Raw genomic sequence first — 26,692 nt, 5'->3', positions numbered from 1 at the left:
CTCCCCCTTTCCCGGCTGGGCTGGCTTATGTGCAGTAATACGTGCTCAGCGGCTTGTGCGTAGTTATGCGCAGAGGGGGCCTGGGGCTCCGACCTAGCGTTTGCGTCGTCCGGAAAACGCAACACATCAGGGGTTTCCGGACAGCGACTCAAACGGAGGAAAAAGTGCAGAAGGTTGGCAAGCTGCTCCTCGGAACCGTCCTGGCCGGTGTCGTGGCCACGGGGGTTGCCGTCGTCCCGGCCGCAGCGGCATCGGCGTCGGCGACCACGGTCTCGGCTTCCCCGGCGGGCTCCAGCTGGGACCGGTTCGAGCGGGGCGACGGGCGCTTCGACTACCGGTGGGGCAAGAAGAGCGGCCGCTACTGGCTCGACATCCGCTTCTGGGACCGTGACGACGACGACCGCGACTTCGCTTTCTTCGACGTCTGGTACAAGGACAACGGCCGCTGGTCGCACTACAAGCGCTACAAGACGGACGACTTCTTCAGCAAGCACATCGTCTTCGGCAAGAACGTCGACGACTTCCGCGTCCGCGGCGGCTACGGTCACGGCAGCTCGTTCGGCTGGGGTGGCTGGCACTTCCGTTAATCGTCAGACGGGGTGCTGATCGTCTGAGGGTCCGGACCTTTCATGGTCCGGGCCCTCACTCGTGTCCGACGACGGTTTTGGAGACGAGACGCTCGTCGGTGAAGCAGAGCCGATAGGCGTTGGAGGAGGCCGATTTCGTGCTGTAGTACACGCAGTTCTGGCCCTGGGACTCGGGTGGTGCGTCGTCCGGGGGGCCGTCTCTGGTGAAGGCGGGCAGGCCGGTGGCCGGGGCGCCCACCTTCAGGCGGTCGTACGCGACCTGGTCCAGGACCGAGAACGACGCGGTGACCATGCTGATGGGGATCGTGAGCAGGACGATCCCGGCCAGGACCGCCAGCGGGACCACGACGGTGTGCAGCAGGCGGCGTCGCACCTGGCGCCGGGCCCGGCCCAGTTCCGTGGTGGAGGTGCTCGGCCGTGGGGGCGCGCCGTCGACGGCGGGCAGGTCGGCGACGAGTTCGAAGCCACCGTCGGGGGTCGGGCCGGTGCGCAGGGTGCCGCCCGCGAGTCGGACCCGCTCCCCCAGGCCCAATAGACCGGAGCCGCCCGAGGCGACGCCGGGCAGGGATGCCGTCGCCGCAGGGGAGTTGAGCACGGCCAGGCGCACGGTCGTCTCGTTCCGGGTGAGCCGGGCGTGGACGGTGGCGCCCGGGGCGTGTTTGGCGGCGTTGGTCAGGGCTTCCTGGAGCAGGCGGTGGACGGCGAGACCGACCATGGGAGGCAGGCCGTCCGGGTCGCCGACGCGTTCGAGGGTGACGGTCATGCCGGAGTCGCGGGCGCGGGCGACGAGGGACTCGGCGGTCTCGTCCGGCGAGATCGGTTCTTCGTCGTCGGTGCGCAGGACGCCGATGATGTCGCGGAGGCGTTCGGTCGCGGTTCCGGCGGCCTGTCTCAGTTCGCCGATGGCGGCGCGCTGCCGGGGGTCCAGCGCGGGGTCGAGTTCCAGGACGCCGGCGCGTAGCGCGATCAGGGTCAGTTCGTGGCCGAGGGAGTCGTGCATGTCGCCGGCGATGCGGGCCCGTTCGCGGATGCGGGCGCGGTCGGCGACGGCGCGCTGCTCGTGTTCCAGCCGGGCGGCCAGGCGCCAGCCCGTACCGACGAGTTCCGCATATTGCCTGCGGTAACGGCCGGCCAGCCAGGGGAGGCCGACGGTGAGCAGGAGCGTCAGCAACTGCGTCGGCCAGCCCCACAGGTCGCGGAGGACGAGCGCCGACAGCGGCAGTCCGGTCACCGCGACGCCGGCGAAGAACCACAGGGCCGGGCGGGAGTCCATCGTCCGGTGACCGGCCAGGTAAGCGAAGATCACCAGCGTCGTCCAGTAGACGGGCGTGAACATCTGCACGTCCTGGAGCAGGCTCAGCGCCACCGGCACGGCCAGTGCCGTGAGCGGGCGTTTCCGGCTCACCGCCACGGCGGCGCCGAGCAGCGGGACGCTCACCGCGGCCGTGATCACCTCGCGGCCGTGCAGGGAGGTCGCCGCCACGACCGGAGGGGCGCACGTCACCAGCCACAGTCCGACGTCGAACAGACGGGAGAACCGCATGTCCCTATTGTTCGGGAACGAGCCCGGCCTCGTAGGCGAGGATCGCGGCCTGGACGCGGTTCCTGAGGTCGAGACGGGCGAGGATCTGGCTGACGTATCCCTTGACCGTGCCCTCGACCAGGTGCAGGCGGCCGGCGATCTCGGCGTTCGACAGGCCCGCGCCCACCAGGGCGAGGACGTCGCGTTCGCGGACGGTCAGCTCCGCCACCCGGGCGTTCGCCGCGGCCTGTCGCCCGAGCGGTCCGGTGCCGAGGCGGGCGATGACGCGTCGCGCGATGGCGGGGGAGAGATAGGCGCCGCCTTCGGCCACGGCGCGGACGCCGCTGATCAGTTCGCGAGGGTCGCCCGACTTGAGCAGGAAGCCGGACGCGCCGTTGGCGAGCGCTCCGGTGACGTGTTCGTCTTCGGAGAAGGTCGTGAGCATCACGACGGCGACCTCGGGGAGGACCCGGCGGAGTTCCGCCGCCGCCCGGAGGCCGTCGAGGACGGGCATCCGGATGTCGAGCAGGCAGAGGTCCGGGCGGTGCCGAAGGGCCAGGTCGACGGCCTGGCGACCGTCGCCCGCCTCCGCGACGACCTCGATGTCGCCGGCCGTGCCGAGGATGGCGGCCAGCCCGGCCCGCATCAGTGCCTCGTCGTCTGCCAGCAACACCCGGATCATCGCGCGCTCCTATCGGGGGCGTCCCAGGCTACTGGTGTGGACGAGCCGGGCGACCACCACGGCGGCGGCGGCCAGCGCACCGGTGGCGGCCCAGACGTAGAGCGCGAGCCAGCCGTAAGTGATCTGGTCCATCGTGCCCACCCGGTTCAGCAGGAAGCCCATCACGTGGGCGAGACCGGCGAAGAACGCGATCGGCAGGGCGTAAGGGATCAGGCGCCACAACGAGCGGCCGGCCCAGCGGCGGGCCCGGAGGACGCCGAGGACGCCGAGACCGAGATTGAGCAGCGTCAGGGCGGCCAGCCAGGGGTCCACCGTCGTGCTGAAGGGGACGGCACCTTCGTCGGGGCGGCCTTCGAGGAGGTCGACCAGGGCGTCGGTGATGATCATGGAGTCGTCGCCGGAGATCATCCCGGTGTTGGTGACGACGGCGATGCCGTATCCGCTCGCGGGCAGGAGGGTCTGCGCGGAGTTGTGGGTGAGCAGCCAGCCGGTGTGCCGGATCTGGGGCGCGCCCCCTGCGGTCTTTCCGGTCTTCCAGCCCATGGCGTAGTCGCTGCCGCCGACACCGGAGGGGGTGTGCGTCATCTCGATCGTCGCGTCGGAGCCGTTCTGGGCGATCAGCCACTTGGCCATGTCGGCGGCGGTGCTGACGACGCCGAACGAGCCGTTGACGAACCATTTCGGGTGGGAACGCCTGATGAGCTGCCCGTACGCGCGGATGTAGCCCTCGCCCGCGCCCGGCAGGTCCCGGGTGGTGTTCACCGTTCTGGTGGACGTCATACCGAGCGGGCCGAAGACGGTGGCGGCCATGTGGTCGGCGAACGGCACGCCGGTCACCACCTCGACCAGCCGGGCCGCGACCGCGTAGTTGGGGTTGTGGTAGGTCTCCTTCGTGCCGGGGTCGGTGGTCAGGGAGGCCGTGCGCAGCATGGCGACGGCGTCCTTGAGCGTGTCCGGAGCGGGGAGCGTGAGCTCGGGGAAGGTCTGGTCGCTCATGCCGGAGGTCTGGTTGAGCAGGTCGCGTACGGTGATCCGGCCGGCCCGGGGGTCGGCCATGGTGAACTCCGGCAGGTATTTCTGGACGGGCGCGTCGATGTCGATCCCCGTCCGCAGCACGGCCAGTGCCGTGAACGACTTGGACAGCGACGCCAGCGGCATCGGGGTGTCCTTCGTGATGGCCTCGCCATCCGCCGTGTGGCCGTATCCCGCGGTGTGGACGACCTGATCGCCCTTGGTGACCGCGACCAGGGCACCGGGCAGGTGGGTGCGCTCGATGTAGCCGCGCACATAGGCGTCGATCGCCGCCGAGGTCAGTTCGCCGGTCCCGGCGCTCGCGGGTCCCGCCGTGAGCAGGACACCGGTCAGAGCGGCGATCGCCGCGACTTTTCGCATGTGAGGAACGCTAGGAGCCGGTGGGGCGGCCGCTCTGCCGACGATCGGAAGGACCTCATCTGACTTTCGTCAGGTGAACTTTTGTCGCTTATGAGGTAATTGTCCGCTTATCCCGGGAACCGCGCCTCCGACAGGACGAAGCGACGGAGGTGTGATCATGAAGGCGCTCGTGTACGAGGGCCCCCGGGAAGTCGTCGTCGAAGACGTTCCCGACGCCCGGATAGAACGCCCGACCGACGTCCTGGTGCGGGTCACCACCGCGAACATCTGCGGCTCTGACCTGCACATGTACGAAGGCCGCACCAGCATGGAGACCGGGCGTGTGCTCGGGCACGAGAACCTCGGTGAGGTCGTCGAGGTCGGGTCGGCGGTCGATCGGATCACGGTGGGCGACATGGTGTGCCTGCCGTTCAACATCGCCTGCGGGCACTGCAAGAACTGTGAGGCCGGGTTCACCGGCTTCTGCCTGACCGTCAACCCGGGCGTGGCGGGGGCCGCCTACGGCTACGCCGGCATGGGGCCCTACGAAGGGGGGCAGGCCGAGTTCCTGCGGGTGCCGTACGGCGACTTCAACTGCCTGCGGCTGCCCGACGACGCCAGGGAGAAGGAGAACGACTACGTCATGTTGTCGGACATCTTCCCCACCGGGTGGCACGCGACCGAGCTGGCGGGGTTGCGTCCGGGCGAATCGTGCGTCGTGTACGGCGCCGGGCCCGTCGGGCAGATGGCGGCCTACTCCGCGCTGCTCAAGGGGGCGAGCAAGGTCATGGTCGTCGACCGGCAGGCCGATCGGCTGAAGGTCGCCGAGAAGATCGGGTGCATTCCGATCGACGACTCCACGGGGTCGGCGGTCGAGCAGATCCTCGATCTCACCGACGGCGAGGGGGCCGACCGGGGGTGTGAGTGCGTCGGCTACCAGGCGCACGATCCACAGGGTGGGGAGAAGTCCGACGCGGCGCTGAACAGCGTGGTCATGTCGGTGCGGCCCACCGGGGGCATCGGCGTGGTCGGGCTGTTCCTGCCCGACGACCCCGGGAACGCCGACGAGGCGGCGCGGGCCGGGAAGATCCCGTTCGACATGGGGCACTTCTGGTTCAAGGGCCAGTCGATGGGGACGGGGCAGGCGAACGTGAAGGCGTACAACCGGCGGCTGCGGAACCTCATCCACACCGGCAGGGCGACGCCGTCGTTCATCGTCTCGCACGAACTGCCGCTCTCCGAGGGGCCCGAGGGTTACCGCCACTTCGACGCCCGCGACGAGGGCTGGACCAAGGTGGTCCTCCACCCCTGAACAGGCAGAAGGCTCATTTTCCGTTACGGCTCCGCCTGGCCGGCACCGCCCGCCGCCTCCGGCCCGCTTCGCGCTCGGCGCCAACCGGCCGCTCCCGGTGCCGCGCCGTCACGGGCCAAGACGTAGCGGGTGAACACGGTGCCGTCTTCGACGACCGTTCCCGTGTGGGCGAAGCCTGCCCGCACGGCCACGGCCGACGACGCCGTGTTCCCGGGCTCCACCTTGATCACTAGCAGCAGTGCGCCCTCGGAGAACGCGTACCGGCAGGCGAGGAGAACGGAACGCGTGGCCAGGCCCTTGCCGCGCCACGCCGGATAGAGGCCGTAGGCGATGTTGACCTCGTCGGCGCCGAAGCGGAGATCGAGGGTTCCGGCCAGGACGCCGTTCACGCGGATGCCGAAAGCGCGCAGCGGGCCGTGAATCTTCCATTGGGTCATGCAGTGGTGGAGGTAGTCCGCGGTGGCTTCGCGGGTCGAGGGGCCGCCGGTGTACCAGCGGATCAGCTGGTCGTCTTCGCCCGTCAGGTGGGCGTCGAGGTCGTCGGGGGACAGCGGGGTCAGGATCGGTTCGTCCATGAGGGGCCCTCACGTCATGTCCGAGAAATCCGCAGGTGGTATGTACGGTACTGCGGCTTTTTCAAGGAGGATCTCATGAGCCACGATCTCGAACTCGTCCAGCAGGCCAACGCCACCGGCAAGATCCCGGCGGTATTCGTCCACGGCCTGTGGCTCCTGCCGAGTAGCTGGGACAGATGGGCGGCCGTCTTCGAGGAAGCCGGGTTCGCGCCGGTCACGGCCGGCTGGCCGGACGACCCGCACACCGTCGAGGAGGCGCGCGAGCACCCCGAGGTGTTCGCGAACAAGACCGTCGGGCAGGTCGCCGACCACTTCGCCGATCTGATCGGCAAGCTCGACCGCAAGCCCGTCGTCGTCGGGCACTCCTTCGGCGGGCTGCTCACCCAGATCCTGGCCGGGCGCGGGCTGTCGGCCGCGTCGGTGGCGATCGACCCGGCGCCGTTCCAGGGCGTGCTGCCGCTGCCGTTCTCGACGCTGCGGGCGGGCTCGCCGGTGCTGGGCAACCCGGCGAACCGCCACCGGGCCGTGCCGCTGACCTATGAGCAGTTCCGGTACGCCTTCGCCAACGCCGTCACCGAAGAGGAGGCCCGCGAGCTGTTCGACGAGTTCGCCGTCGCGGCTCCGGGGGCGCCGCTGTTCCAGGCGGCCGTCGCCAACTTCAACCCGTGGAGCGAGGTCAAGGTCGACAGCCACGCCGAGAACCGGGGGCCGCTGCTGATCATCTCGGGTGAGAAGGATCACACGGTGCCGTGGGCGATCGCCAATGCGTCGTACAAGATCCAGCACAAGAACGAGCACCACGTCACCGAGATCATCGAGGTCCCCGGCCGTGGGCACTCGCTCACCATCGACTCGGGCTGGCGTGAGGTCGCCGACACCGCGCTGAACTTCGTGCAGCGCTTTGTGTAGACCGCGTTAACTTACTGACCGATCGGACAGGTCTGTCCGATCGGTCAGTTATCGTGGTGGTGTGACCCGATCCGCCACCTCGATGCGTGCCGACATCCTCGAAGCCGCCCTGCGCCTGTTCGCCGCGCACGGCTTCCGGGGCACGTCGTTGCAGGACATCGCGTCGGATGTGGGCTGCTCGAAAGCGTCCTTGCTCTATCACTTCACGAACAAGGACGCGATCCTCAGCGAGCTCTTCGCCCCCGTAGGGCAGGAGTTCGAGACGCTGCTCGAGCGGCTGGCGCCCCTCTCCGGCGAGGTGGCGGCGAGGACCGCCATCGCCGGTGTGGTCGACATGTCGCTGCGCTTCCGCCGCCAGGTCAAGATCCTGCTGCTCGACGTCGACACCATGCTCGACCACCCCGATCTGCCCTGCGTCGACGACGTGACCGAGTCACTCGTCGACGCGCTCGTCGGGCGCGTGCCCGAACAGGAGCCCAGGGTGGCGGGCTGGATGGCGTTGCTGGGGATCTTCCTGACGACGGCCCGGGGGGTCTCGATCCCCGACGAGACCATGCGTTCGGAACTGACCGATGGAGCGTTCCGCACGCTCGGCCTGTCCTCTTAGAAGAGAGCTTTCATGGCGACCTTGCTCTACCGGCTCGGCCGGTTCTCCTTCCGCAACCGGGGGCGGGTGGTGGCCGTCTGGGTGCTGCTGCTCGCTCTCATGGGTGTCTGCGCGGCCCTGTTCATGGGGCCGTCGAGCGAAAAGTTCAGCATGCCCGGCACCGAGTCGCAGCGGGCGCTCGACTCCCTGGCCCGTGACTTCCCCCAGGCCAGCGGTGCCACCGGCACCATCGTGATCGCGGCCCCCGAGGGCGCCAAGCTCGACCCGGCCGCCGTGGCGCCGGTGGTCAAGGAGGCCGCGTCGGTCCCCGGCGTCGTCGCCGCGATCGACCCGTTCCAGGCCAAGTCGATCTCCCCCGACGGCCGCTACGCCCTGATCACCGTGCAGTTCGCCGAGTCGGCCGAGAACCTCGCCACCGCGACCCGCGACGCCTACCTGAAGGTCGGCGACGGAGTCACCGGGATGCAGATCGAGCACGGCGGTGACGTGCTGCGGGCCCCGCCCGAGGTCGGCGGTTCGGAGGCCATCGGCGTGCTCATCGCCGCCGTGGTGCTGATCATCACGCTCGGCTCGCTGGTCGCGGCCGGGATGACGCTGCTCAACGCGCTGGTCGGCGTGGGCGTCGGCATGGGTGGTCTGTACGCACTCAGCGGCGCCGTCGAGCTCACCTCGGTCACCCCCGTCCTCGCCCTGATGCTGGGTCTGGCGGTCGGCATCGACTACTCGCTCTTCATCACCTCGCGCTACCGCCAGTTCCTCACCGAGGGGCTCGCCCCAGAAGAGGCCGCGGGCCGGGCCACCGGGACCGCCGGTTCGGCCGTCGTGTTCGCCGGCGCCACCGTCGTGATCGCCCTCGCTGGATTGTTCGTGGCGGGCATCCCGTTCCTGACGATCATGGGTCTGGCCGCCGCCGGGACCGTCGCGGTCGCCGTGTTCGTCGCGATCACGCTGCTGCCCGCGATCCTCGCCTTCACCGGCGCCAAGGTGCTGCCGCGCAAGGTGCGCAACGGCGAGGGCGTCGTGAAGGAGGGCTTCGGCTACACCTGGGGCCGGTTCGTCACCAAGCTGCGCATCCCGATCCTGGTCATCGGCATCGCCGTGCTGGGCGTGCTCGCGCTGCCCGCCCAGGACCTGCGGCTGGCGCTGCCCGACACCGGTTCGGCCAAGCCGGGCAGCCCCGCGCGGGCCGCCTACGACCTGACCAGCGAGGGCTTCGGCGAGGGCTTCAACTCGCGGCTGATCGCCGTGGTCACCACCAAGGACGCCGCCACCACCACCGCGATCGCCGGCCAGGCGGCTGGAATGATCATGCAGGTGCCGGGTGTGCTCGCGGCCACGCCGCCGCAGCCGAACGCCGACGGCACCACCGCGCTCGTCGCGATCATCCCCAAGAACGGCCCGACCTCGGCCGAGACCGAGCAGGCCGTGCACGACATCCGGGCCAAGCTCGCCACCATCGCGGGCGCCGACATCGCGGTGACCGGCGCGACCGCGCTCGGCATCGACGTCTCCGACAAGCTCGGCGAGGCGATGCCGATCTACCTGCTGCTCGTCGTGGGCCTGTCGGTGCTGCTGCTGATGCTGGTCTTCCGGTCGATCCTGGTGCCGATCAAGGCCGCCCTCGGGTTCCTGCTGACGGTCGGGTCGACGTTCGGCATCACCGTGGCGATCTTCCAGGAGGGCCACCTGGCCGGCCTGCTCGGCGTCGACCAGCCGGGGCCGCTGGTCAGCTTCCTGCCGATCCTGCTGATCGGCATCCTGTTCGGCCTCGCGATGGACTACGAGGTGTTCCTCGTCTCCCGCATGCGCGAGGACTTCGTGCACGGCGACACCCCGCAGCAGGCCACGATCAACGGCATGGGCCACAACGCCCGCGTCGTCACCGCCGCCGCCCTGATCATGACCTCGGTCTTCGGCGGGTTCGTGTTCATGGAAGACCCGATCATCAAGTCGATGGGCTTCGCGCTGGCGATCGGCGTGCTGATCGACGCGTTCGTGGTGCGGATGGTGCTCGTGCCGGCCGTCATGTCGATGCTGGGCAAGGCCGCCTGGTGGCTCCCCCGCTGGCTCGACAAGATCCTTCCCGACCTCGACGTCGAGGGCGAGAAGCTGCGTCACCACCTCTCGCAGGCCCCCCTGGAGCGGGAGGCTACCCCGGTCTGACCAGGCCGCTTTCATAGGCCTGCACCACCAGCTGGGCGCGGTCTCTGGCCAGGAGTTTGGCCATGATCCGGCTCACGTGGGTCTTCACGGTGGCGTAGGAGATGACGAGATGAGTGGCGATCTCCTCGTTGGACATGCCGGTCGCCACCAGCCGCAGCACCTCCCGCTCCCGGTCGGTCAGTCTGGCCAGGCCGGGGGCGGGGGTCGGGCGGGGCGGGGTGGCGACGTACTCCTCGATGAGACGCCGGGTCACGGCGGGGGAGAGCAGCGCGTCTCCCCCGGCGGCCACCCGCACCGACCGGGTCAGCTCGGCGGGCTCGATGTCCTTCACCAGGAAGCCGCTCGCGCCCGCCCGCAACGCGGCGAAGACGTATTCGTCGAGGGCGTAGTTGGTGAGGATGACCACCCGCACGGAATCGAGCGAGGGGTCGGCGCCGATCTTGCGGGTGGCCTGGATGCCGTCCATCAGGGGCATCCGCACGTCGAGGAGCGCCACGTCGGGCTTCAGGGAACGGCACAGCTCCAGGGCCTCGCCACCGTTCCCCGCCTCCCCCACGACGGTGATGTCGTCGGAGAGTTCCAGCAGAGCGCGGAAACCGGCCCTGATCAGCGGCTGGTCGTCGGCCAGCAGGACCCGGATCATCGGGGGAGCTCCGCTCGTACCAGAAAACCGCCCTGAGCCTGCGGGCCGGCTTCCAGTGAGCCGCCCACGGCCACGGCGCGTTCGCGCATGCCGATCAGGCCCATGCCGGGTTCGGCGTCGCCGGGGGTGCCGTCGTCGGCGATCATCAGCACCACCCTGCTGGTTTCATGTGAAACAGTCAGCGTGATCGTGGCGGGGCCCGCGTGCCGCAGCACGTTGGTGAAGGCCTCCTGCGCTATCCGGTACGCCGCCCGGTCACTCTCCGGCCGCAACGCGACCGGCTCCCCCGTCACCGTCGACCGCACCGACAGGCCGACCGCCTCGGCGCGTTCGACCAGCGCGGGCAGCCGGTCGAGACCGGCCGAAGGGCTTTCCGGCTGGCGCAGCACGCCCAGGGTCGACCGGAGTTCGCTCATCGCCTCGTGGCCCGACTCCTTGATCGCCAGCAGCGACGACCGGGTCTGCGCTGGGTCGCGGTCGAGCATCTCCAGCGCCACCGAGGTCTGCACGTTGATCACCGAGATCGTGTGGGTCAGCGCGTCGTGGAGTTCCTGCGCGATCCACAGGCGCTCCTCGCCCGCCCGGCGCAGCGCCGCCTCCTCCTTGGTGCGCTCGGCCTCGGCCGCCCGGTGTTCCACCTCGTTCAGATAGGCGCGGCGGCTCCGGGTGACCTCGCCCAGCACGAAGACCGCCACCAGCCAGCCGCTCAGCAGGCTCAGCCCGCCCGGTTCCGGGTCGGTGGCCGACAGTCCGACGATGACGCTGATCCCGGCGGCCAGCACCACGGCCAGCGCGATCGCCAGCCTGCGGCGGCCCATGCTGGCGGCGGTGTAGACGGTGATCAGGGCGGGCGCGGCGGCGAACACCCCCGGATACTGCAGGCCGTAGTAGATGACCGCGCACTCCACGGCCACCGCCCCGGCCGCCAGGGGAGCGCGGCGGCGCCAGACCAGCGCCGCCGACGAGACGAGGATGAGCGTCAGGCCGAGGGTGTCGATCGGCCGCTCGACCAGCCCGGAGCTGGACATCCGGCCGTAGGTCCCGCCCACGCCCAGGGTGAGCACGAGCAGGGCGAGCACGGTGTCGTTCTTCCAGGGCAACACGTCTGTCACGGTAGGTCAGAACCGGTCGAGGGGCGTACATCCCGGGATGTACATCGCAGACCCATCTGCGGCCTGACGATCCGCAGGCCGCGGCGGACCAGCATGACCGTCCATGAGATGGACTCTGAGGATCACCTCGGCGCTGCATCTGGCGGGGGTGCTCGGCCAGGCGCTGCTGGCCGGGCTGTTCGTGACCGGCGACGTCGACATGCTCGACCTGCACGAGGGCAACGCCGGGGTGACCCACTCGCTGAGCTACGTCCTGCTCGGGACAGCCTTCCTGTTCTGGCGGCGCCGCCGGGTGGTGTGGCCGCTGTGGGCGGCGGTCGCGCTGGTCGTGGCCGAGTCGGTGCAGATCTGGGTGGGGATGTCGCGTGATCTGGCGGTGCACTTCCCGCTCGGCATGGCGATCTTCGGCGGCTCGGCGGTCATGACGCTGCTGCTGTGGCGGGTGACCCGATGATCTCCCGGCGCGGTTTCCTCGGGCTGCTGCTGGTGGCCGGGTGCGGCGCCGAGATCTCCGGCGAGCGCATGGGGAGCAGGCTCCCGCTCCCGCCGAAGTTCACCCGGCCGCTGGCCGTCCCCCGAACGGCCACACCGCAAAGTCCCGGCCGGTACGTCGTCACCCAGCGCCCCGCCAAGGTCGAGATCATCCCGGGGACCACCACGGAGATCTGGGGTTACGACGGCACCTTCCCCGGCCCGACCTTCGACCTCAGAAGAGGCGAACGAACCGTGGTGACCGTCCGCAACGAGCTGGCCGTGCCGACCTCGACCCACCTGCACGGCGGCGTCACCCCGGCCGACTCCGACGGCCACCCGACCGACCTGGTCGTCGGCTCGACCCGGCCGCACCACCACGAGGGGTTCACCCTGCACGACCGGCAGAGGGACTACCTCTACCCGCTCGACCAGCCGGCCGCCACGCTCTGGTACCACGACCACCGGATGGACTTCACCGGCCCGCAGGTCTACCAGGGTCTGGCCGGGTTCTTCCTGGTCAGGGACGACGAGGAGGCGCGGCTCGGCCTGCCGGAGGGCGACCGGGAGCTGCCGCTGATGATCTGCGACCGGTCGTTCGAGGCCGACGGGTCGTTCCGCTATCCGGCGCTCGATCCCTCGCTGCTGCTGCGCCACGGGGTGCGGCCCGAGTTCATGGAAGGCGTCGAGGGGGATGTCGTGCTGGTCAACGGGGTGCCGTGGCCGTACAGGGAAGTGGAGGCGGTGAGATATCGGCTGCGGCTGCTGAACGCCTCGAACGCCCGCCGCTACCAACTGGCGCTGCGCCCGGGTGGCTCGTTCACCCAGATCGGCAGTGACCAGGGCCTGCTGGAACGCCCGCTCGACCGGGAGACGATCACCATCGCCCCCGGCGAGCGCTATGACGTGATCGTCGACTTCGCCCGCTATCCGGTCGGCTCCCACGTCACCCTGACCGACCTGCTCGGCGGCGACGTCATGCGCTTCACCGTGACCCGCCGGGCGAAGGACGACAGCCGGGTGCCCGGCGAGCTCGCGCGTCCACAGCCTGTGGACAACCCCGTCGCCCGCCGGACCTTCGACTTCCGCGTCACCGACCGCACCTGGACGATCAACGGCCGCCCCTACACCCCGGGGTACTCCATGGCCGCGCCCCGCCTGGGCACGACCGAGATCTGGCGGTTCGTCAGCGACTTCCACCATCCCGTCCACGTGCACCTGGGCCGCTTCAAGGTTCTCGGCCGGGAGGAGCAGGGCTGGAAGGACACCGTGGACGTGCGGCCCTACGAGACCGTCGAGGTCGCCGTGCGGTTCGACGGGCACCGAGGGCGATACATGCTGCATTGCCACAATCTTGAACACGAGGACATGGCCATGATGGCGGACTTTGACGTTGTCTAGGTTGATCACGGATAGTCACTTCGATCACATTGAGTGGTGATCAAATACCTCGTCATCGCCGCCGCCGCTGCCCTGGCCCCGGCGCTCCCCGCCACCGCCGACACCGTGCCGTACACGGCGACCAGCCTGCACAACGAGGCCCGCGCCTTCTACGGCGCCGGCCCGGTCGAATGGGACGCGGAGCTCCGCGAGGAGACCAAGGCGCACGCGCGCACCTGCTCGTTCACCCCCTCCGACCACGGCAACCGCTACGGCGAGAACCTGTACGTCACCACCGCCCAGGACGACGACGCCACCGTCCTGCGTGACGCCGTGGTCGCGTGGGCGACCGAGGCCATGAAGTTCGACGCGCGCAACCACCGCTACTCCCGCGAGGTCAGCCACTACACCCAGACGATCGGCGCCAAGACCGGGCGGATGGCCGTCTCGATCGCCGACTGCCCGGCCGGTGCGATCTTCGGCTCACCGACCAAGTTCGTGGTCGCGCGGTACACCCCGGGCCAGGAGGCGGTCAAAGCCGCCCTTTGATGATTGATCGCCCGGAGCCCCGCGACTACGACTGATCGCATGATCAAATACCTCGTGGTCGCGGCGGCCCTGGCCGTCATCCCGGCCCCGGCTTTCGCCGAGACCGTCAAGGACGCCGCGCTGGCCAGCCACAACACGGCCCGTGCGCAATATGGCGCCGCTCCGCTGACCTGGAACCCGGCCATCCTGCCCGCCACCCAGACGTGGGCCAACCAGTGCCGGTTCCAGCACTCCCAGCCGAACGGCGCCTACGGCGAGAACCTCTACGCCTCGACCAAGGTCGCCGACGACGCCACGATCGTCCGTGACGCGGTGAAGGCCTGGATGGACGAGGCCAGGCTCTACGACTACAACAACCCCGGCTTCTCGGGCGCCACGGGTCACTTCACCCAGGTCGTCTGGAAGAGCAGCACGAACCTGGCCGTCGCGGTCGGGTCGTGCCCGGCGAACACGATCTTCCCGAGGGCGTCGAAGTTCGTCGTCGCCCGCTACACCCCGCCGGGCAACTGGCTCGGCCAGTTCCCGCAGAACGTGGGCCGGCCCGTCTCCTAACGGATCTCGGCGAGCACCTCGGCGACCCCGTCCGCCAACCGGCGGACGGCGTCGACGTGGTGGGCGGTCCACACGATCCTGACCCCGGTCGCCGTCGCCCTGCCGTCGTCGTCGCTGAGGTCGCGGCTCACCGCGGCGATGAGGCGGGCCTCGGCGGCCTGGTCGTAGGGGAGCGGATCGGGGCGCGGGCCCTCCCGGCCGAGCGACCTGCCGGCCTCCTCGAACCACGACACCACCGGATCGGCCACCGTGAAGATCTCCGTCCGGGCGGCCTCGCGATCGCGGTCGGTCATGCCCTTCTCCCCTTTCCACAGGTCGACGATGGCCTCGGCGCCGTACTGCAGCACGGTCACGCTGACCACGAGCCGGGACGCCTCCGACAGGTGAAGGATCTTGGTGCCGCGCTCGGCCAGGTAGCCGCGGAAGGCGTCGTCGAGCCGTTGCAGCGCGCCCAAAGCCTGCACGCGGTCGTCGGCCGGGTAGGCCGAGGGCGTGGTGAGGTCGCAGCGGGTGACGCCGAAGTCGACGGCGCCCCGGAAGTAGCGCGAGGTGTCGGTGAACGCCTCGTCGAGCGCCCGGCCCAGCGCCGCGCGGGCGCCGCGGGGCCAGAACAGCGCCCCGGCCAGCAGGCTCACCGCGCAGCCGACCGCGAGGTCCTCCAGCCGGATCAGGCCGGTCCTCCAGCCGGCGGGCGCGATGATCTCGTACAGGATCAGGAGAAGGACCGTGAACCCCGCCTGACCGGCCATGAAGGTGATCACGGTCGGCGCGAGCCCGGCGATGAGGATCGAGATCGGCAGCAGGATCCACAGGAAGACCGCGTGGCCGTGGACGGCCCACAGGACGAACGCGCCGATCCCGAACCCGATGGTCGTGCCGGCCAGGGCCCGCAGCGCGCTCTGCCCGGTGGTGACCGCGTTGGAGCGCAGTACGACCATGGCCCCGAGCACCACCCAGAACGAGTGCTCCACCCCGATCACGGTCGCGACCAGCACCGACAGGCTGAGCGCGATGGCGCCCCTGATGCTGTTGCGCAGCCACACCGAATGCGGGTCGGTGTGGGCGGCGACGCGGGCGCGGGCCGAGGTCAGGCGGGTCGACAGCCCGCCGGGCTGGTGGCCGAGCAGCCGGTCGCGCCACGACCTGGCCTCGGCGGCCACCGCGATCTCGACGTTCGCCGCGATCTCGGAGATGGCGAAACTGATCTCCTGGGCCCGGAACGACGGTTCGAGCGAGGCCACGAAGGCGGCCGGGTCGCCGGGCACCCGCGCGGTGGTGACCTCGCGTTCCATCGCCAGCCTGGCCCAGTGGAGGCGCCGGGTCTCCCCGGCGAGCCGGTCGTCGCGACCGGCCGAGTCGAGCAGGGTGGCCGACCGTTCGAGGACCTGCGCGGCGGCGGTCTCGACCTCGCAGACCGCCGGGTCGACCGGGCCGGGCCCGCCCTCGAAGGGCTCCCGCTCCAGCAGGGAGTGCAGCCAGGTCACCTGACCGGCCAGCCGCACCTCGGCGCGGCCCGTCGTGGTCAGCCCGGCGGGGCGGTAGGGGGTGCTCCAGAAGGTGTCCTTGAGGTCCCGGACCGCCTCGTCGCCCTGCTCGGCGAGCGCGCGGAGCGGCGGGTTCTCGCTCAGCGGCAGCCCGCCCGAGACGCACGCGACCTCCAGCCTGATCCGCTCGGCCAGCAGCGTGAGAGCCTTCGTGATCTTCGGCCGCAGCGGGTCGCGCACCGGCGCGGGCCACAGCAGTGCGATCGCCGCCATCGACGCCACCCCCGCCAGCCACCAGCCGTAGAGCCGGTCGTCGAGCTCCGACAGGGGCACCGGGATCGTCACCGGCAGGATGTACGACACCAGCAAGGCGGTCGACGCCCCCGCCAGCACCGAGCTGACCACGCCGGAGAACAGGACCAGGAACACCACCGCGACCGTCGTCAGCACCGCCGCCACCATCGTCTGGGCGGCCAGGGTGCCCACGATGATCAGCACCGTCCCGGCGAGCACCAGCCAGAACTGCGCGATCACCCGGTCGCGGATCGACCCGCCGAAGTCGACGTACAGCAGCATCGCGAACGAGCCGAACGAGGCGAACATCGACATCCCCGCGTTGCCGACGACCAGATCGGCGAACGCGAACACGACCGGCATGACCACCGCCGCACGGGCGGCCCTGCGCACCGTGGTGAAATCCGGATCCCGATCTCTCAACCACCCCATATCGCGCATTCTGCGACGTCAGGGACTGTTCGAAGCGGGCCTTTACGCTGGAATTGACAGATCATCATCAGTCGGACAAGGTGCGTGTCGCGTGGACGTAAGGGTTCTGGGGCCGCTTTCCGTGACCCGCGATGGTGTGACCGTGCCCGTCACCGGCGCACCGAAGTATCTCCTCCTGCTCGCCGCGCTGCTGTCGAGAGCGGGCCAGCCGGTCACCACCGAATGGCTGATCGCGGTCGTCTGGGGGGACGGTCCCCCGGCGTCGGCCCGGCGCAACGTGCAGCTCTACGTCCACCAGTTGCGGCGTGCGTTCGGCGCCGATCTGGTGGCCGGGCGGCCCGGCGGCTACGCGATCATCCCGGAAGGGCTCGACGCGGTCGGGTTCCGGGGGCTGGCCCACCAGGGGGTCGAGGCGTTGGAGAGCGGCGACCCGGAGCGGGCGCGCGAGCTGCTGAAGGCGGCGCTCGACCTGTGGCGCGGGCCCGCGTTCGCCGAGTTCCTCGACGCTCCGGCGATCGCCGAGGAGGCGCGGCGGCTGGAGGAGACCCGGCTCGTGGTGGCCGAGCGGCTGGCCGAGGCCGAGCTCGGGCTGGGCCGCCATGTGGAGGTCGCCGCCGAGCTGGCCGTGCTGACCAGGGAGCATCCGTTCCGTGAGAGCCTGCGCGGGCATCTCATGCTGGCCCTCTACCGGTCGGGGCGGCAGGCCGAGGCGCTGGAGGTGTTCCGGCAGACGCGGGAGGAGCTCGACGACCAGCTCGGCATCGAGCCGGGCCCGGCGTTGCAGCGGCTCCACGAGGCGATGCTCCGGGGCGACGACGATCTGCTGCCCGCCGCGGCGATCCATCGCGCGGTGTCGGATGTGTGTCCGTACCGGGGACTGATGGCCTTTCAGCCCGATGACCACGAGTGGTTCTTCGGGCGGTCGGAGCTGGTCGGGCGGTTGCGGGAGCTCGTCGGCGCGCGGCCCGTGGTGGGGGTCTTCGGGGCGTCGGGGAGCGGGAAGTCGTCGCTGCTGCGCGCCGGGCTGCTCGGCGGCTGGCCGGGGGAGGCGCTGATCATCACGCCGGGGGCGTTCCCGATGGAGAGCCTCGACAAGATCGACGGCGAGCCGCTGGTCGTGGTCGACCAGTTCGAGGAGATCTTCACGCTCTGCGCCGACGACGACGAGCGCCACCGGTTCGTCGCGGCCCTGCTCGACCTCGACGCCCACGTGGTCCTGGGGGTGCGGGCCGACTTCCTCGCCCACCTCACCCGGTTCCCCGGCCTGGCCGACGCCATTGGCACGGCCCAGCTCCTGGTCGGCCCGTTGTCGGCGACCGGGCTGCGCGAGATCGTCACCGGACCGGCCGAGCTCGCCGGACTGGCCGTCGATCCCGACCTCCCGGCCATGCTGGTCGCCGACGCGGCCGGGGAGCCCGGCAGCCTGCCGCTCGTCTCGCACGCCCTGATGGAGACCTGGCGCAACCGCGAGGGCGCCCGCCTCACGCTGGCCGGATACCAGGCGGCAGGCGGGGTCAGGGGCGCCATCGCGCAGAGCGCCGAGCGGGTGCACGGCGAGCTCTCCCCCGCCGAACGGCAGGCCGCCCGGCGGATCTTCCTGCGGCTGACCGCCCTCGGCGACGGCACCGAGGACACCCGGCGGCCGATCTCCCAGACCGAACTCACCGGCGTCGCCGACCCCGGGACGATCGCCCGGGTGCTCGACCGGCTGGCCGCCGCCCGCCTGATCGTGCTCACCGAAGACGGCGTCGACGTCGCCCACGAGGCGCTGATCCGCGCCTGGCCCCGATTACACGGCTGGCTCACCGACGACCGCGAACACCTGGTCGTGCACCGCCGTCTCACCGACGCCGCCCAGACCTGGGAGGATCTCGGCCGCGATCCGGGCGCGCTCTATCGGGGTGTACGTCTCCTCGCCGCCCAGACCTGGGCCAATGATCACCCACAGGAGCTCAACGACGTCGAGACGGCGTTCCTGACCGCGAGCTCCGGCCAGGAGCGGGCCGAACGCGACACCGTGAAGCGCAGGGCCCGCACGCTGCAACGCCTGCTGGCCGGGATGGCGGCGCTGTTCCTGCTGGCGGTGACCGGCGGCGCGGTCGCCCTCGAAGAGGCCGGCGAGGCCGGATACCAGCAGATGGCCGCGACCGCCCGCCAGGTCTCGCTGCTGGCCCGGTCGTTGCTGGCCACCGATCCCGACCTGGCGGGGCTGCTGGCGGTGGCGGCGTACAAACTGAATCCCGAGGCGGAGACCCGGGGCGGCCTGGAGAGCGTGTCGGCGGCGGCCCGGCGCAGCATCGAACTCAACGCCGAGGGCCCGGCGATCTTCGCGGTGGCCTTCAGCCCCGACGGTTCCCGGCTCGCCGCCGCCGGTGAAGACGGCTCGGTCACCGTGTGGAACCCGCGGACCAAAGCCCTGATCAGCAGGTTCACCGAACCCGGCGGCGGCCACGGCCGGGGGGTGGCCTTCAGCCGCGACGGCCGGTCGCTCGCCTACGTCGTGCGCTCCCCCGCGCTCGGGTCGTCGGCGGGGGCCGTCGTGGTGCGCGACCTCGCGACCGGCGCCGAGATCCTCCGCGAGAGGCGCGACCACCTGACCGACGCGCTCGCCTTCGACGGCGACCGGCTCGCCTTCGCCGACGGGAACGTGGTCGAGATGGTGGCCGGGGGATCGGCGCGCCTGCTGAAGGGCAACCGGGCCGACATCGCCGCCCTGGCCTTCAGCCCCGACGGGAAGGTGCTGGTCAGCTCGGGTGGGCTCGGCGAACACCCGGCCGTCTGGGCGGTGTCCACGGGGGAGAAGGTCGGCACGCTCGACACCGAGAACGTCCACCGTCTCGGCTTCGACGCCTCCGACGGCACCCTCGCGACCGGCTCCTCCCACCTGGGGGTACGCCTCTGGCGCGTCACCCCCACCGAGATCACCGACTTGGGTGGCCTGCCCCACCGGTCCCCCTACACCTGGGACATGTCCGCCCCCGCGCACGGCCGGATCGCCGTGGCCGACGAAGACGGCCTGATCACCGTCTGGGACCTCACCCGCCACGAAGCCGTCGCCACCTACCAGGACCGCAGCCGCACCGAGGCGCTCTCCCTGGCCCTGAGCACCGACGCCACCCTGATGGCCTCGGCCGGCTTGGGCCGCACGATCGTGGTCAGACAGGACCCGGTCCCCCCGTTCACCGGCCACAGCGGCGCGGTCAACGACATCGAGGCGAGCCCCGACGGCACCGTGATCGCTTCGGTGAGCAGCGACGAGACGGTCCGATTATGGGATGCGAGCGGCACCCCCATCGCCACTCTGGCCGACCATCCCGATCATGTACGAGCCGTCGCCTTCAGCCCCGACGGCCGATCACTGGCCTCGGTCACCCGCAGCCACACCCTGACCCTGTGGGACCTGGCCACTTTCAAGAAGACCGCCACCACGACCTATCCGGGCCTCGGCGCCTCCACCGACGTCGCCTTCCAACCCGGCGGCCGGTTCGTCGCCGCCACCGCCCTGGGCCGCTTTCGCTGGTCTCTGCCTTCGTTGTCCGAGGCTCCCCTGCCCGGACAACTCCCATCGGCGCTGGCCTTCAGCCCGACCGCCCCGCTGCTGGTCTCGACCGGCCCGGCCGGTGACCTGCTCTTATGGGATCTCGCCGCCGACAAGGAGGTGCGATCGCTCCGCACCCACCAGGGCTCGATCCTGGACGTGGCCTTCAGCCCCGACGGCAAGACCATCGCGACCGCGGGCGCCGACCACACCGTGAAGATGTGGGACACGGGTTCCGGCCAGGAGAAGCGCACCCTCACCGGGCACACCGCCCCGGTCCAGACCCTCGTCTTCAGCCGCGACGGCCGGACTCTGGCCTCGGCGGGTGACGATCACACCGTCGTCGTGTGGGACCTGCCTTCAGCGCAGATGACGGCCAGACTCACCGGCCACACCGCGCCGATCAGGGGGTTGGCGTTCACGGCCACCGGCGAACTCGTGTCCGGGGGAGAAGACGGTCGCATCATCCGCTGGTCCCTGCACCCCGACGCCCTGGCGGCGAAAATGTGCGCCCAGGTCGGCCGCGACCTCACCCGCGAGGAATGGAATCGATATATCCCGGCCCTGGACTACCGCCCCACATGCCGATGAGCACTTTGGGGTGGCTCCCCGCCTGGCAAGGATCCTCGGCTGCGGCCGTTTCTCCAGGTCAGATGGCCTATCCGGCCAGGCCCGGGTCTTCGGCCCAGGCCAGGACGACGAAGGGTTCGCGGCACGAGGGATGATGGAGGCGCCGGGTGGTCACTCGGTACTGTGACTCCTCGACGTCGAGGATCCCGATCTCCTGCGTGATCGTCAGCAACAACCCGTGGCTCGGGCCACCGATGCAGATCGCGTTGGGCTGGGGCTTCATAGTCACATTGAGACTACGCTGTCGGCTGTGAACAACTCCGAGTGGGTGGTCCTCTGCCTCCTCGCGCACGAACCCGCCCACGGTTTCGCCCTCGCCCGCCTCACCGCGCCCGCGGGCCCCATCGGCAGGGTCTGGCACATCCCCCGGCCCCTCGTCTACCGCGCGCTCGACGCGTTGACGACCCGTGGCCTGGCCGAGCCGCTCGGCATCGAACCGGGCAGGGGACCGGCCCGGCGGCTACTGCGCGCGACCCCTTCCGGACACGACCGCGCCGAAGAATGGCTGTTCACGCCGGTCGGCAGGATCAGGGAGATCCGCACCGAGTTCCTGGTAAAACTCGCGTTGCTCCAGTGGGCCGGAACGGACCCCCGTGACCTCCTCGACGCCCAGGCCGAAACATTGCGGCCCATTGTGACCCACCTCCTTGACCAGCGGGAATCCGCTCATGGCCTAGATCAGGCCGTCGCTTTGTGGCGATATGAGACGGCCGTAGCGGCCCTGAAACTTGCGGAGTCCACCACCGAGTAGTTAGTTGGTGACTACGTCTAGTAGGAAGGGAACCGACGCTGATGACGGTCACCCTGGAAAAGAGCGTTCAGGACTTCATCTCGACTCCCCGCCAGTTGTTCATCGGTGGCCAGTGGGTCGACGCCGCCTCCGGACGCACCTTCGCAACCCCCAATCCCGCCACGGGCGACACGCTCGCCCACATCGCCGAAGCCGACAAGGAAGACGTCGACCGCGCGGTTCGCGCCGCCCGCGCCGCCTTCGAAGAGGGACCCTGGTCCCGGATGACCGCCTCCGACCGGGGCCGCATCATCTGGCGCATCGGCGACCTCGTCGAGCAGTACGGCGACGAGCTGGCCCAGCTCGAATCGCTCGACAACGGCAAGCCCTATTCGGTCGCCCGCGCCGCCGACATCCCGCTCGCGGCTGAGCTGTTCCGCTACATGGCCGGGTGGGCCACCAAGATCGAGGGCAACACGATCAGCCTCTCCGTGCCCTACATGCCGGGGTCGGAGTTCCACGCGTACACCCTCAGAGAGCCCATCGGTGTGGTCGCGCAGATCATCCCGTGGAACTTCCCGCTGCTCATGGCGGCCTGGAAGCTGGGCCCTGCGCTGGCCACCGGCAACACCGTGATCCTCAAGCCCGCCGAGCAGACGCCGCTGTCGGCGCTGCGGCTGGCCGAGATCATGGCCGAGGCGGGCCTGCCCGACGGCGTGGTCAACGTGCTCCCCGGCTACGGTGAGACCGCCGGCGCCGCGCTGGCCGCCCACGACGGCGTCGACAAGGTCGCCTTCACCGGCTCGACCGAGGTCGGCAAGCTGATCGTGCAGGCCGCCGCGGGCAACCTCAAGAAGGTCAGCCTGGAGCTGGGCGGCAAGAGCCCCAACGTCGTCTTCGACGACGTCGACCCGGCCCTGGCCATCCCCGGCGCCGCCAACGCGATCTTCTTCAACCACGGCCAGTGCTGCGTGGCCGGGTCGCGCCTGTTCGTCCACGAGAGCCGTTTCGACGAGGTCGTCGACGGCGTGGCCACCATCGCGCGCGGCATCAAGCTCGGCTCCGGCCTCGACCCCGACACCCAGATGGGGCCGCTCGTCTCCGACGAGCAGTTCCGCCGGGTGACCGGCTTCCTCGAGTCGGGCCGCGCCGACGGCGCCCGGACCGTGGCGGGCGGCCAGCGCCACGGTGACAAGGGCTACTTCGTGCAGCCCACGGTGATCACCGACACCACGCCCGACATGTCCGTCGTCCGGGAGGAGATCTTCGGCCCGGTCGTCGTCGCGTCGCCGTTCTCGTCCCTCGACGAACTCGCCGCCCAGGCCAACGACACCGCCTACGGCCTCGGCGCCGGCATCTGGACGCGCGACGTCAACAAGGCCCACGCCCTGGCCAAGCGCCTGCGCGCCGGAACCGTCTGGATCAACTGCTACAACGTCTTCGACGCGGCGCTGCCGTTCGGCGGCTACAAGCAGAGCGGCTGGGGCCGCGAAATGGGCCATGAGGTGCTGGAGGCGTACACCGAGGTCAAGTCGGTCTGCACCCAGCTTCACCCGTAATCACCCCGTTCATCACCGGCCGCATTGCGCCACCGCACTGCGGCCGGTGGCGTGTGAACACATGATCAAATGTGTAAACGGATCGTGTTGAGGCTATCTACTCTCCGTAATCATCGCAGGTCATATGGCTGCGGAGAGGTGTTGAATGGTCATGTCGGTTTGGCTCGCGGCGGTGCTCGTCGCGGTGGCCACACTTGCCGGGTCGTGGCTGGCCCGGCGAAGTTCGATGCGAGTGAGCGTCGGTCTTGCGATCGCGTCGGCGTTGATGCTCGTCACCGCCTTGGGGGAGATCGTCCCCGACGCCGTCGACGACGCGATCGAGCAGAACGTGCCCCTGTGGGTGATCGGGCTGGCGATCGTGTTCGGGTTCGTGGTGATCACCTATTTCACCCGGGAGGGGTGTGCTCACGACCATGCCAAGGAGTCGGCCCGGCACGCGGCGGGGGTCCATCGCCGGGTGAAGGCCGTCGCCACGGCGGCGTTGTTCGGTGGCACCGGGACGGCGGTCGCGCTGGCCGTCCACCGGGCGATCGAGGGGGCCACGCTTACTTTGACCGGGGCCTCGGCGGTCGTCCTGCTGGCGTTGCTGGTGCATTCGGTCAGTGAAGGGCTGGCGCTGACCGCGATGCTCGACCTGGCCGGGAAGAAGGTCGGCTTCTGGATGTTCCTGGCCTGTCTCAGCCCGGCCGCGGGCATCCTCGTGGCCGAGACCAGCCCGGTTCCGCCTCAGGCCACGCCGATCCTGCTGGGCACGGTCGCCGGGGTGCTGCTGCGCACCGCCATCGTCGGGTTCCGCCTGGCGGGCGGCGAGTCGGGGCGGATGCCGCGCCGGGCGGCGCTGTCGGCCGGAGCGGTGGCGGCGACGCTGGCCGCCACGCTGGCGGTCGCCCAGTGGTTGCCGGCTCCGGCCGGTGAGGCGACCTCGCAGGTGGCGGCCATGATCCGGCGGCCGGTCACGGTGCCGATGCCGGTGCCCGAGCCGTCGCCCGACTTCACGCCGAAAGACCGATCCCAGTTGCGCTGGGCGCTGACCACCGGGCGGCTCAGCCTGGCCGAGATCCTCGCCCGCACCGACCGGCTGACCAGGCACACGTCGATCTGGTGGCTGCTGCGCGGCCGGATGAACGGGCGGGATCTGAGTGCGCACGGCATCCCCGAGTCGTCCACGGTCGGGGAGCTGACCGGAACTCAACGTGACTATCTCGTCGATGCCGTAGCGAGAAAGGGGTGACCCGGCATGGTGCTGACGCCGGAGGACGTGCGTACCAAGGTGTTCACGACCGGACGCCTGCGTGAGGGATACGACCTGGCCGAGGTCGACGTGTTCCTCAACGAGGTGGAGAGCAGCCTGCGGTGGCTGCACCAGGAGAACGAGCGGCTGGCCGCGATGGTGACCGTCGATCCCGCCAAGGTGATGGCGGCGGCGGAGAGCAGGGAGCGGCGGGCCGAAGAGCTGCTGCGGGCGGCGGCCGAGCTACTGGGAGAGGTGGGGGCGGGCCTCGATCATCAGGCCACCCGGGTGAACGAGCTGATCAGGGAGGTGGCGACTTTCACGGCGTGATGACGCTCTTCCCCTTCGCTCGGCCGGCCATCACGTGGTCGAAGGCCTGCTTCGCCTCGGTCAGCCGGTAGGTCCGGTCGAGCACGGGGACCAACGTGCCGTTCGCGAGGCGTTCGCGCAGCTCCTCGAAGTCGTCGGTGGTCGGGAACGCGAACACGACCTTGAGCTGGTGGCGGACGAACGGGTTGAGCGCCATCGCCCGGAACGAACGCCGCAGGCCGGTCAGCTTCCCCACCGGCTTGCCGCCGAGGAGGATCAGCCTCCCGCGCGGGGTGAGCCGCTCGCGCAGCACCCTGAGGTCGCGCCCGCCGAAGACGTCGTAGACCACGTCGTAGCGGCCGGTGCCGAGGTCTTCCTTGGTGTAGTCGACGGTGCGGGCGGCGCCGAGACTCCGCACGAGATCGGCCTTCCCGCCGCTGCACACGGCGGTGACCTCACCCTGGTGGAGCTGGACCAGGAACGTTCCGACCCCACCGGCCGCGCCGACGACCAGGGCCTTCCCCGGGCCCGCCGCCTTGACGGCGCGCAACGCGGTGACCGCCGAGGTGGGCGCCGCGGCGGCCTGCTCCCAGCTCACGTTGGCCGGTTTCGCCGCCAGCAGCTTCTCCTTGGCGACGACGAACTCGGCGTAGCTGCCCTCGGAGGTGCCGAAGACCTCGTCGCCGACCGCGAACCTGGTGACCTTCGCGCCGATCTTCTCGACGATCCCGGCGACGTCGCCCCCGGCGATCGGCTGCTTCGGCCGGGTCAGGCCGAAGCCCATGATCCGCAGGATGTAGGGGGTTCCGGTCATCCGGTGGTGGGCGCCGGGGTCGACTCCGGCGGCCTTCACCCGGATCAGCACCTCGTCGTCCTTGACGGCGGGGATGGGTAACTCGGCCGATTCGAGGTGGCCGTAGGTCCTGTGCACGATGGCTTTCATGTCTCCGAAGGTAAAACAACTTCGACACGATGTCTACTTTTCTTTACATCGGGGACGACACCCTGAACCGCAGATGGGTGACGCGGTCGCTGGGGATGACCACCGGGTCGTCGAGGGTCACCGGGGTCGCGTGGAAGCCCGAGAAGAACGGGATGCCCGAGCCGATGATCACCGGGACCAGGTCGACGAGCACCTCGTCGATCAGCCCCTCGCGCAGCGCCTGGCCCGCCAGGCTGCCCGCGCCGACGGCCACGTCGCGGTCTCCGGCCAGCACCTTCGCGCGGGCGACCGCCCCGGCGAGGCCGTCGGTCACGAAGGTGAAGGGCGCGTCGAGGTAGGGCCAGTCCTCCGGCGGGTGGTGGGTGATGACGAAGACGTGGTCGGCGACCGGCGGACGGCCGCCCCAGCCGTTGGTCAGGTCGAACAGCCGGCGGCCGATGATCATCACGGCCGTGCCGGCGAAGACGCCCTTGAGATATTCGGCGCTCGCGGGGGTGAGGTCGAAGACCCAGTCGGGCTCCCGGCCGACCACCTCGACGTCGCCGAGGCACAGCCAGTCGAAGAGGGGGCCGGTCCGGTCCTCCGGATCGGCGATGTAGCCGTCGAGTGACATGGACGCCTGCGTGATGACCTTCCCCATGCTGAAGGCCCTGTTCGCCTGCCGATTGGTATAAACGCCTACATAGGGCGTATTTCCGTGATGATTCTTATCAAATCTTCCCGGAACTCCCCCAGGTCCCGGACGGTGATGATCGACTCGGCGGCACCGGAGGCCGTGAGGCCGTCGTACACCTCGGCTCCGGCGGCGGTCCGGGTGACGACGACCCGGCGGCGGTCGGCGCGGTCGCGTTCGCGGGTGACGTGCCCGGCGCGTTCGAGGCGTTCGAGCACCGGGCCGATGGTCTGCTCCTCGACATAGGTGCGGGCGGCGAGTTCGCGCTGGGCCAGCGGGCCCTCGGCCAGGGTGTGCAGCACCAGGAACCCGGCGTGGGTGAGCCCGTGACCGGCCAGGACGTGGTTCCACTCGCGTTCGACCAGCCGGGCGGCGACCAGTAGCAGGCGTCCGGTGGGCCAGGTGGGCAGGTCGTCCATGAATCGATTGTCCGA

The 26,692-nt window shown here is 70.3% G+C and carries 25 protein-coding genes; 14 read left to right on the top strand and 11 right to left on the bottom strand.

What is annotated here, in order from left to right:
* The first annotated feature begins 164 nt into the window (after nt 1-164).
* Nucleotides 165-587, top strand: coding sequence for a hypothetical protein (locus ACYQ78_RS14825; protein ID WP_459801396.1), 423 nt, complete (start codon nt 165-167; stop codon nt 585-587).
* Nucleotides 588-642: 55 nt separating this feature from the next.
* Here ACYQ78_RS14825 and ACYQ78_RS14820 read toward each other — a convergent pair whose 3' ends face one another.
* The 3 genes from ACYQ78_RS14820 to ACYQ78_RS14810 are packed head-to-tail and all read right to left on the bottom strand — an operon-like array spanning nt 643 to nt 4,183.
* Nucleotides 643-2,130: a sensor histidine kinase gene (locus tag ACYQ78_RS14820; RefSeq protein WP_459801395.1), complete on the bottom strand. Its 1,488-nt coding sequence runs from the start codon at nt 2,128-2,130 to the stop codon at nt 643-645.
* A gap of 4 nt (nt 2,131-2,134) precedes the next feature.
* Nucleotides 2,135-2,791, bottom strand: a complete 657-nt coding sequence (locus ACYQ78_RS14815) for a response regulator (RefSeq protein ID WP_459801394.1) — start codon at nt 2,789-2,791, stop codon at nt 2,135-2,137.
* A gap of 9 nt (nt 2,792-2,800) precedes the next feature.
* On the bottom strand, nt 2,801-4,183 hold the full coding sequence (locus ACYQ78_RS14810; RefSeq protein ID WP_459801393.1) for a serine hydrolase domain-containing protein: 1,383 nt from the start codon (nt 4,181-4,183) through the stop codon (nt 2,801-2,803).
* A gap of 157 nt (nt 4,184-4,340) precedes the next feature.
* Here ACYQ78_RS14810 and ACYQ78_RS14805 point away from each other — a divergent pair, with 157 nt between their 5' ends.
* A complete protein-coding gene (locus ACYQ78_RS14805; protein ID WP_459801392.1) occupies nt 4,341-5,474 on the top strand; it encodes a glutathione-independent formaldehyde dehydrogenase in 1,134 nt (377 codons plus the stop codon).
* Between the two features lie 23 nt (nt 5,475-5,497).
* Here the strand turns inward: ACYQ78_RS14805 and ACYQ78_RS14800 are convergent, their stop codons facing one another.
* The gene (locus ACYQ78_RS14800) at nt 5,498-6,049 is read right to left on the bottom strand and encodes a GNAT family N-acetyltransferase (protein WP_459801391.1); all 552 of its coding nucleotides are present in this window, start codon (nt 6,047-6,049) and stop codon (nt 5,498-5,500) included.
* 75 nt (nt 6,050-6,124) lie between these two features.
* Between ACYQ78_RS14800 and ACYQ78_RS14795 the strand changes: the two genes are divergently transcribed.
* The 3 genes from ACYQ78_RS14795 to ACYQ78_RS14785 all read left to right on the top strand — a co-directional run bounded on the left by ACYQ78_RS14795 (nt 6,125) and on the right by ACYQ78_RS14785 (nt 9,728).
* Entirely contained in the window at nt 6,125-6,958 is an 834-nt protein-coding gene (locus ACYQ78_RS14795) for an alpha/beta hydrolase (RefSeq protein ID WP_459801390.1), read from the top strand.
* Nucleotides 6,959-7,019: 61 nt separating this feature from the next.
* Nucleotides 7,020-7,565 carry a TetR/AcrR family transcriptional regulator gene (locus tag ACYQ78_RS14790; protein ID WP_459801389.1) on the top strand — a complete coding sequence of 182 codons (546 nt, stop codon included), beginning with the start codon at nt 7,020-7,022 and terminating at the stop codon, nt 7,563-7,565.
* 12 nt (nt 7,566-7,577) lie between these two features.
* Nucleotides 7,578-9,728, top strand: a complete 2,151-nt coding sequence (locus ACYQ78_RS14785) for an MMPL family transporter (RefSeq protein WP_459801388.1) — start codon at nt 7,578-7,580, stop codon at nt 9,726-9,728.
* Here the strand turns inward: ACYQ78_RS14785 and ACYQ78_RS14780 are convergent.
* Together ACYQ78_RS14780 and ACYQ78_RS14775 are read right to left on the bottom strand one after the other, a co-directional pair.
* Complete coding sequence (locus tag ACYQ78_RS14780) at nt 9,715-10,371, bottom strand: response regulator (protein ID WP_459801387.1); 657 nt, start codon at nt 10,369-10,371, stop codon at nt 9,715-9,717. The genes ACYQ78_RS14785 and ACYQ78_RS14780 overlap by 14 nt on opposite strands.
* Complete coding sequence (locus ACYQ78_RS14775; RefSeq protein ID WP_459801386.1) at nt 10,368-11,474, bottom strand: sensor histidine kinase; 1,107 nt, start codon at nt 11,472-11,474, stop codon at nt 10,368-10,370. The genes ACYQ78_RS14780 and ACYQ78_RS14775 overlap by 4 nt, the downstream gene beginning before the upstream one ends.
* Before the next feature lie 112 nt (nt 11,475-11,586).
* Between ACYQ78_RS14775 and ACYQ78_RS14770 the strand changes: the two genes are divergently transcribed.
* From ACYQ78_RS14770 to ACYQ78_RS14755, 4 genes are read left to right on the top strand one after another with little or no spacing between them, the layout of a single operon-like run.
* On the top strand, nt 11,587-11,937 hold the full coding sequence (locus ACYQ78_RS14770) for a hypothetical protein (protein ID WP_459801385.1): 351 nt from the start codon (nt 11,587-11,589) through the stop codon (nt 11,935-11,937).
* Nucleotides 11,919-13,355: a multicopper oxidase family protein gene (locus ACYQ78_RS14765; protein WP_459801384.1), complete on the top strand. Its 1,437-nt coding sequence runs from the start codon at nt 11,919-11,921 to the stop codon at nt 13,353-13,355. The genes ACYQ78_RS14770 and ACYQ78_RS14765 overlap by 19 nt, the downstream gene beginning before the upstream one ends.
* A 36-nt stretch (nt 13,356-13,391) precedes the next feature.
* Nucleotides 13,392-13,883: a CAP domain-containing protein gene (locus tag ACYQ78_RS14760; RefSeq protein ID WP_459801383.1), complete on the top strand. Its 492-nt coding sequence runs from the start codon at nt 13,392-13,394 to the stop codon at nt 13,881-13,883.
* Nucleotides 13,884-13,922: 39 nt separating this feature from the next.
* Complete coding sequence (locus ACYQ78_RS14755; protein WP_459801382.1) at nt 13,923-14,435, top strand: CAP family protein; 513 nt, start codon at nt 13,923-13,925, stop codon at nt 14,433-14,435.
* On the opposite strand, the gene ACYQ78_RS14750 is transcribed toward ACYQ78_RS14755, so the two are convergent.
* The gene (locus ACYQ78_RS14750; RefSeq protein ID WP_459801381.1) at nt 14,432-16,645 is read right to left on the bottom strand and encodes an FUSC family protein; all 2,214 of its coding nucleotides are present in this window, start codon (nt 16,643-16,645) and stop codon (nt 14,432-14,434) included. The two genes, ACYQ78_RS14755 and ACYQ78_RS14750, sit on opposite strands and share 4 nt — an antisense overlap.
* Nucleotides 16,646-16,736: 91 nt before the next feature.
* Here ACYQ78_RS14750 and ACYQ78_RS14745 point away from each other — a divergent pair, with 91 nt between their 5' ends.
* A complete protein-coding gene (locus ACYQ78_RS14745; protein WP_459801380.1) occupies nt 16,737-20,774 on the top strand; it encodes an nSTAND1 domain-containing NTPase in 4,038 nt (1,345 codons plus the stop codon).
* Between the two features lie 67 nt (nt 20,775-20,841).
* On the opposite strand, the gene ACYQ78_RS14740 is transcribed toward ACYQ78_RS14745, so the two are convergent.
* Entirely contained in the window at nt 20,842-21,036 is a 195-nt protein-coding gene (locus ACYQ78_RS14740) for a hypothetical protein (RefSeq protein ID WP_459801379.1), read from the bottom strand.
* Nucleotides 21,037-21,063: 27 nt separating this feature from the next.
* Here ACYQ78_RS14740 and ACYQ78_RS14735 point away from each other — a divergent pair, with 27 nt between their 5' ends.
* The 4 genes from ACYQ78_RS14735 (at nt 21,064) to ACYQ78_RS14720 (ending at nt 24,663) form a co-directional block, all read left to right on the top strand.
* Nucleotides 21,064-21,564 (top strand): PadR family transcriptional regulator, encoded by a 501-nt coding sequence (locus ACYQ78_RS14735; RefSeq protein WP_459801378.1) that lies wholly within the window; start codon nt 21,064-21,066, stop codon nt 21,562-21,564.
* A gap of 41 nt (nt 21,565-21,605) precedes the next feature.
* Nucleotides 21,606-23,102 (top strand): aldehyde dehydrogenase family protein, encoded by a 1,497-nt coding sequence (locus ACYQ78_RS14730; protein ID WP_459801377.1) that lies wholly within the window; start codon nt 21,606-21,608, stop codon nt 23,100-23,102.
* A 151-nt stretch (nt 23,103-23,253) separates the two neighbouring features.
* The gene (locus ACYQ78_RS14725; protein ID WP_459801376.1) at nt 23,254-24,333 is read left to right on the top strand and encodes a ZIP family metal transporter; all 1,080 of its coding nucleotides are present in this window, start codon (nt 23,254-23,256) and stop codon (nt 24,331-24,333) included.
* Nucleotides 24,334-24,339: 6 nt separating this feature from the next.
* The gene (locus ACYQ78_RS14720; protein ID WP_459801375.1) at nt 24,340-24,663 is read left to right on the top strand and encodes a DivIVA domain-containing protein; all 324 of its coding nucleotides are present in this window, start codon (nt 24,340-24,342) and stop codon (nt 24,661-24,663) included.
* Here the strand turns inward: ACYQ78_RS14720 and ACYQ78_RS14715 are convergent.
* The 3 genes from ACYQ78_RS14715 to ACYQ78_RS14705 are packed head-to-tail and all read right to left on the bottom strand — an operon-like array spanning nt 24,653 to nt 26,677.
* The gene (locus ACYQ78_RS14715; RefSeq protein ID WP_459801374.1) at nt 24,653-25,585 is read right to left on the bottom strand and encodes an NAD(P)-dependent alcohol dehydrogenase; all 933 of its coding nucleotides are present in this window, start codon (nt 25,583-25,585) and stop codon (nt 24,653-24,655) included. The genes ACYQ78_RS14720 and ACYQ78_RS14715 overlap by 11 nt on opposite strands.
* Before the next feature lie 43 nt (nt 25,586-25,628).
* Nucleotides 25,629-26,225, bottom strand: a complete 597-nt coding sequence (locus tag ACYQ78_RS14710) for a dihydrofolate reductase family protein (RefSeq protein ID WP_459801373.1) — start codon at nt 26,223-26,225, stop codon at nt 25,629-25,631.
* Nucleotides 26,226-26,263: 38 nt separating this feature from the next.
* Nucleotides 26,264-26,677 carry a MarR family winged helix-turn-helix transcriptional regulator gene (locus tag ACYQ78_RS14705; protein WP_459801372.1) on the bottom strand — a complete coding sequence of 138 codons (414 nt, stop codon included), beginning with the start codon at nt 26,675-26,677 and terminating at the stop codon, nt 26,264-26,266.
* Between the last annotated feature and the right edge of the window lie 15 nt (nt 26,678-26,692).

The sequence above is a fragment of the Herbidospora sp. RD11066 genome (genome assembly GCF_054661255.1).
This window is presented reverse-complemented; position numbering and strand designations above follow the sequence as displayed.

What these genes read in the sequence shown, in the direction of transcription:
- ACYQ78_RS14820 (WP_459801395.1), bottom strand. Translation starts at nt 2,130, where the DNA reads ATGCGGTTCTCCCGTCTGTTCGACGTCGGACTGTGGCTGGTGACGTGC.
- ACYQ78_RS14815 (WP_459801394.1), bottom strand. Translation starts at nt 2,791, where the DNA reads ATGATCCGGGTGTTGCTGGCAGACGACGAGGCACTGATGCGGGCCGGG.
- ACYQ78_RS14810 (WP_459801393.1), bottom strand. Translation starts at nt 4,183, where the DNA reads ATGCGAAAAGTCGCGGCGATCGCCGCTCTGACCGGTGTCCTGCTCACG.
- ACYQ78_RS14805 (WP_459801392.1), top strand. Translation starts at nt 4,341, where the DNA reads ATGAAGGCGCTCGTGTACGAGGGCCCCCGGGAAGTCGTCGTCGAAGAC.
- ACYQ78_RS14800 (WP_459801391.1), bottom strand. Translation starts at nt 6,049, where the DNA reads ATGGACGAACCGATCCTGACCCCGCTGTCCCCCGACGACCTCGACGCC.
- ACYQ78_RS14795 (WP_459801390.1), top strand. Translation starts at nt 6,125, where the DNA reads ATGAGCCACGATCTCGAACTCGTCCAGCAGGCCAACGCCACCGGCAAG.
- ACYQ78_RS14785 (WP_459801388.1), top strand. Translation starts at nt 7,578, where the DNA reads ATGGCGACCTTGCTCTACCGGCTCGGCCGGTTCTCCTTCCGCAACCGG.
- ACYQ78_RS14780 (WP_459801387.1), bottom strand. Translation starts at nt 10,371, where the DNA reads ATGATCCGGGTCCTGCTGGCCGACGACCAGCCGCTGATCAGGGCCGGT.
- ACYQ78_RS14770 (WP_459801385.1), top strand. Translation starts at nt 11,587, where the DNA reads ATGAGATGGACTCTGAGGATCACCTCGGCGCTGCATCTGGCGGGGGTG.
- ACYQ78_RS14755 (WP_459801382.1), top strand. Translation starts at nt 13,923, where the DNA reads ATGATCAAATACCTCGTGGTCGCGGCGGCCCTGGCCGTCATCCCGGCC.
- ACYQ78_RS14750 (WP_459801381.1), bottom strand. Translation starts at nt 16,645, where the DNA reads ATGGGGTGGTTGAGAGATCGGGATCCGGATTTCACCACGGTGCGCAGG.
- ACYQ78_RS14740 (WP_459801379.1), bottom strand. Translation starts at nt 21,036, where the DNA reads ATGAAGCCCCAGCCCAACGCGATCTGCATCGGTGGCCCGAGCCACGGG.
- ACYQ78_RS14730 (WP_459801377.1), top strand. Translation starts at nt 21,606, where the DNA reads ATGACGGTCACCCTGGAAAAGAGCGTTCAGGACTTCATCTCGACTCCC.
- ACYQ78_RS14725 (WP_459801376.1), top strand. Translation starts at nt 23,254, where the DNA reads ATGTCGGTTTGGCTCGCGGCGGTGCTCGTCGCGGTGGCCACACTTGCC.
- ACYQ78_RS14720 (WP_459801375.1), top strand. Translation starts at nt 24,340, where the DNA reads ATGGTGCTGACGCCGGAGGACGTGCGTACCAAGGTGTTCACGACCGGA.
- ACYQ78_RS14715 (WP_459801374.1), bottom strand. Translation starts at nt 25,585, where the DNA reads ATGAAAGCCATCGTGCACAGGACCTACGGCCACCTCGAATCGGCCGAG.
- ACYQ78_RS14710 (WP_459801373.1), bottom strand. Translation starts at nt 26,225, where the DNA reads ATGGGGAAGGTCATCACGCAGGCGTCCATGTCACTCGACGGCTACATC.
- ACYQ78_RS14705 (WP_459801372.1), bottom strand. Translation starts at nt 26,677, where the DNA reads ATGGACGACCTGCCCACCTGGCCCACCGGACGCCTGCTACTGGTCGCC.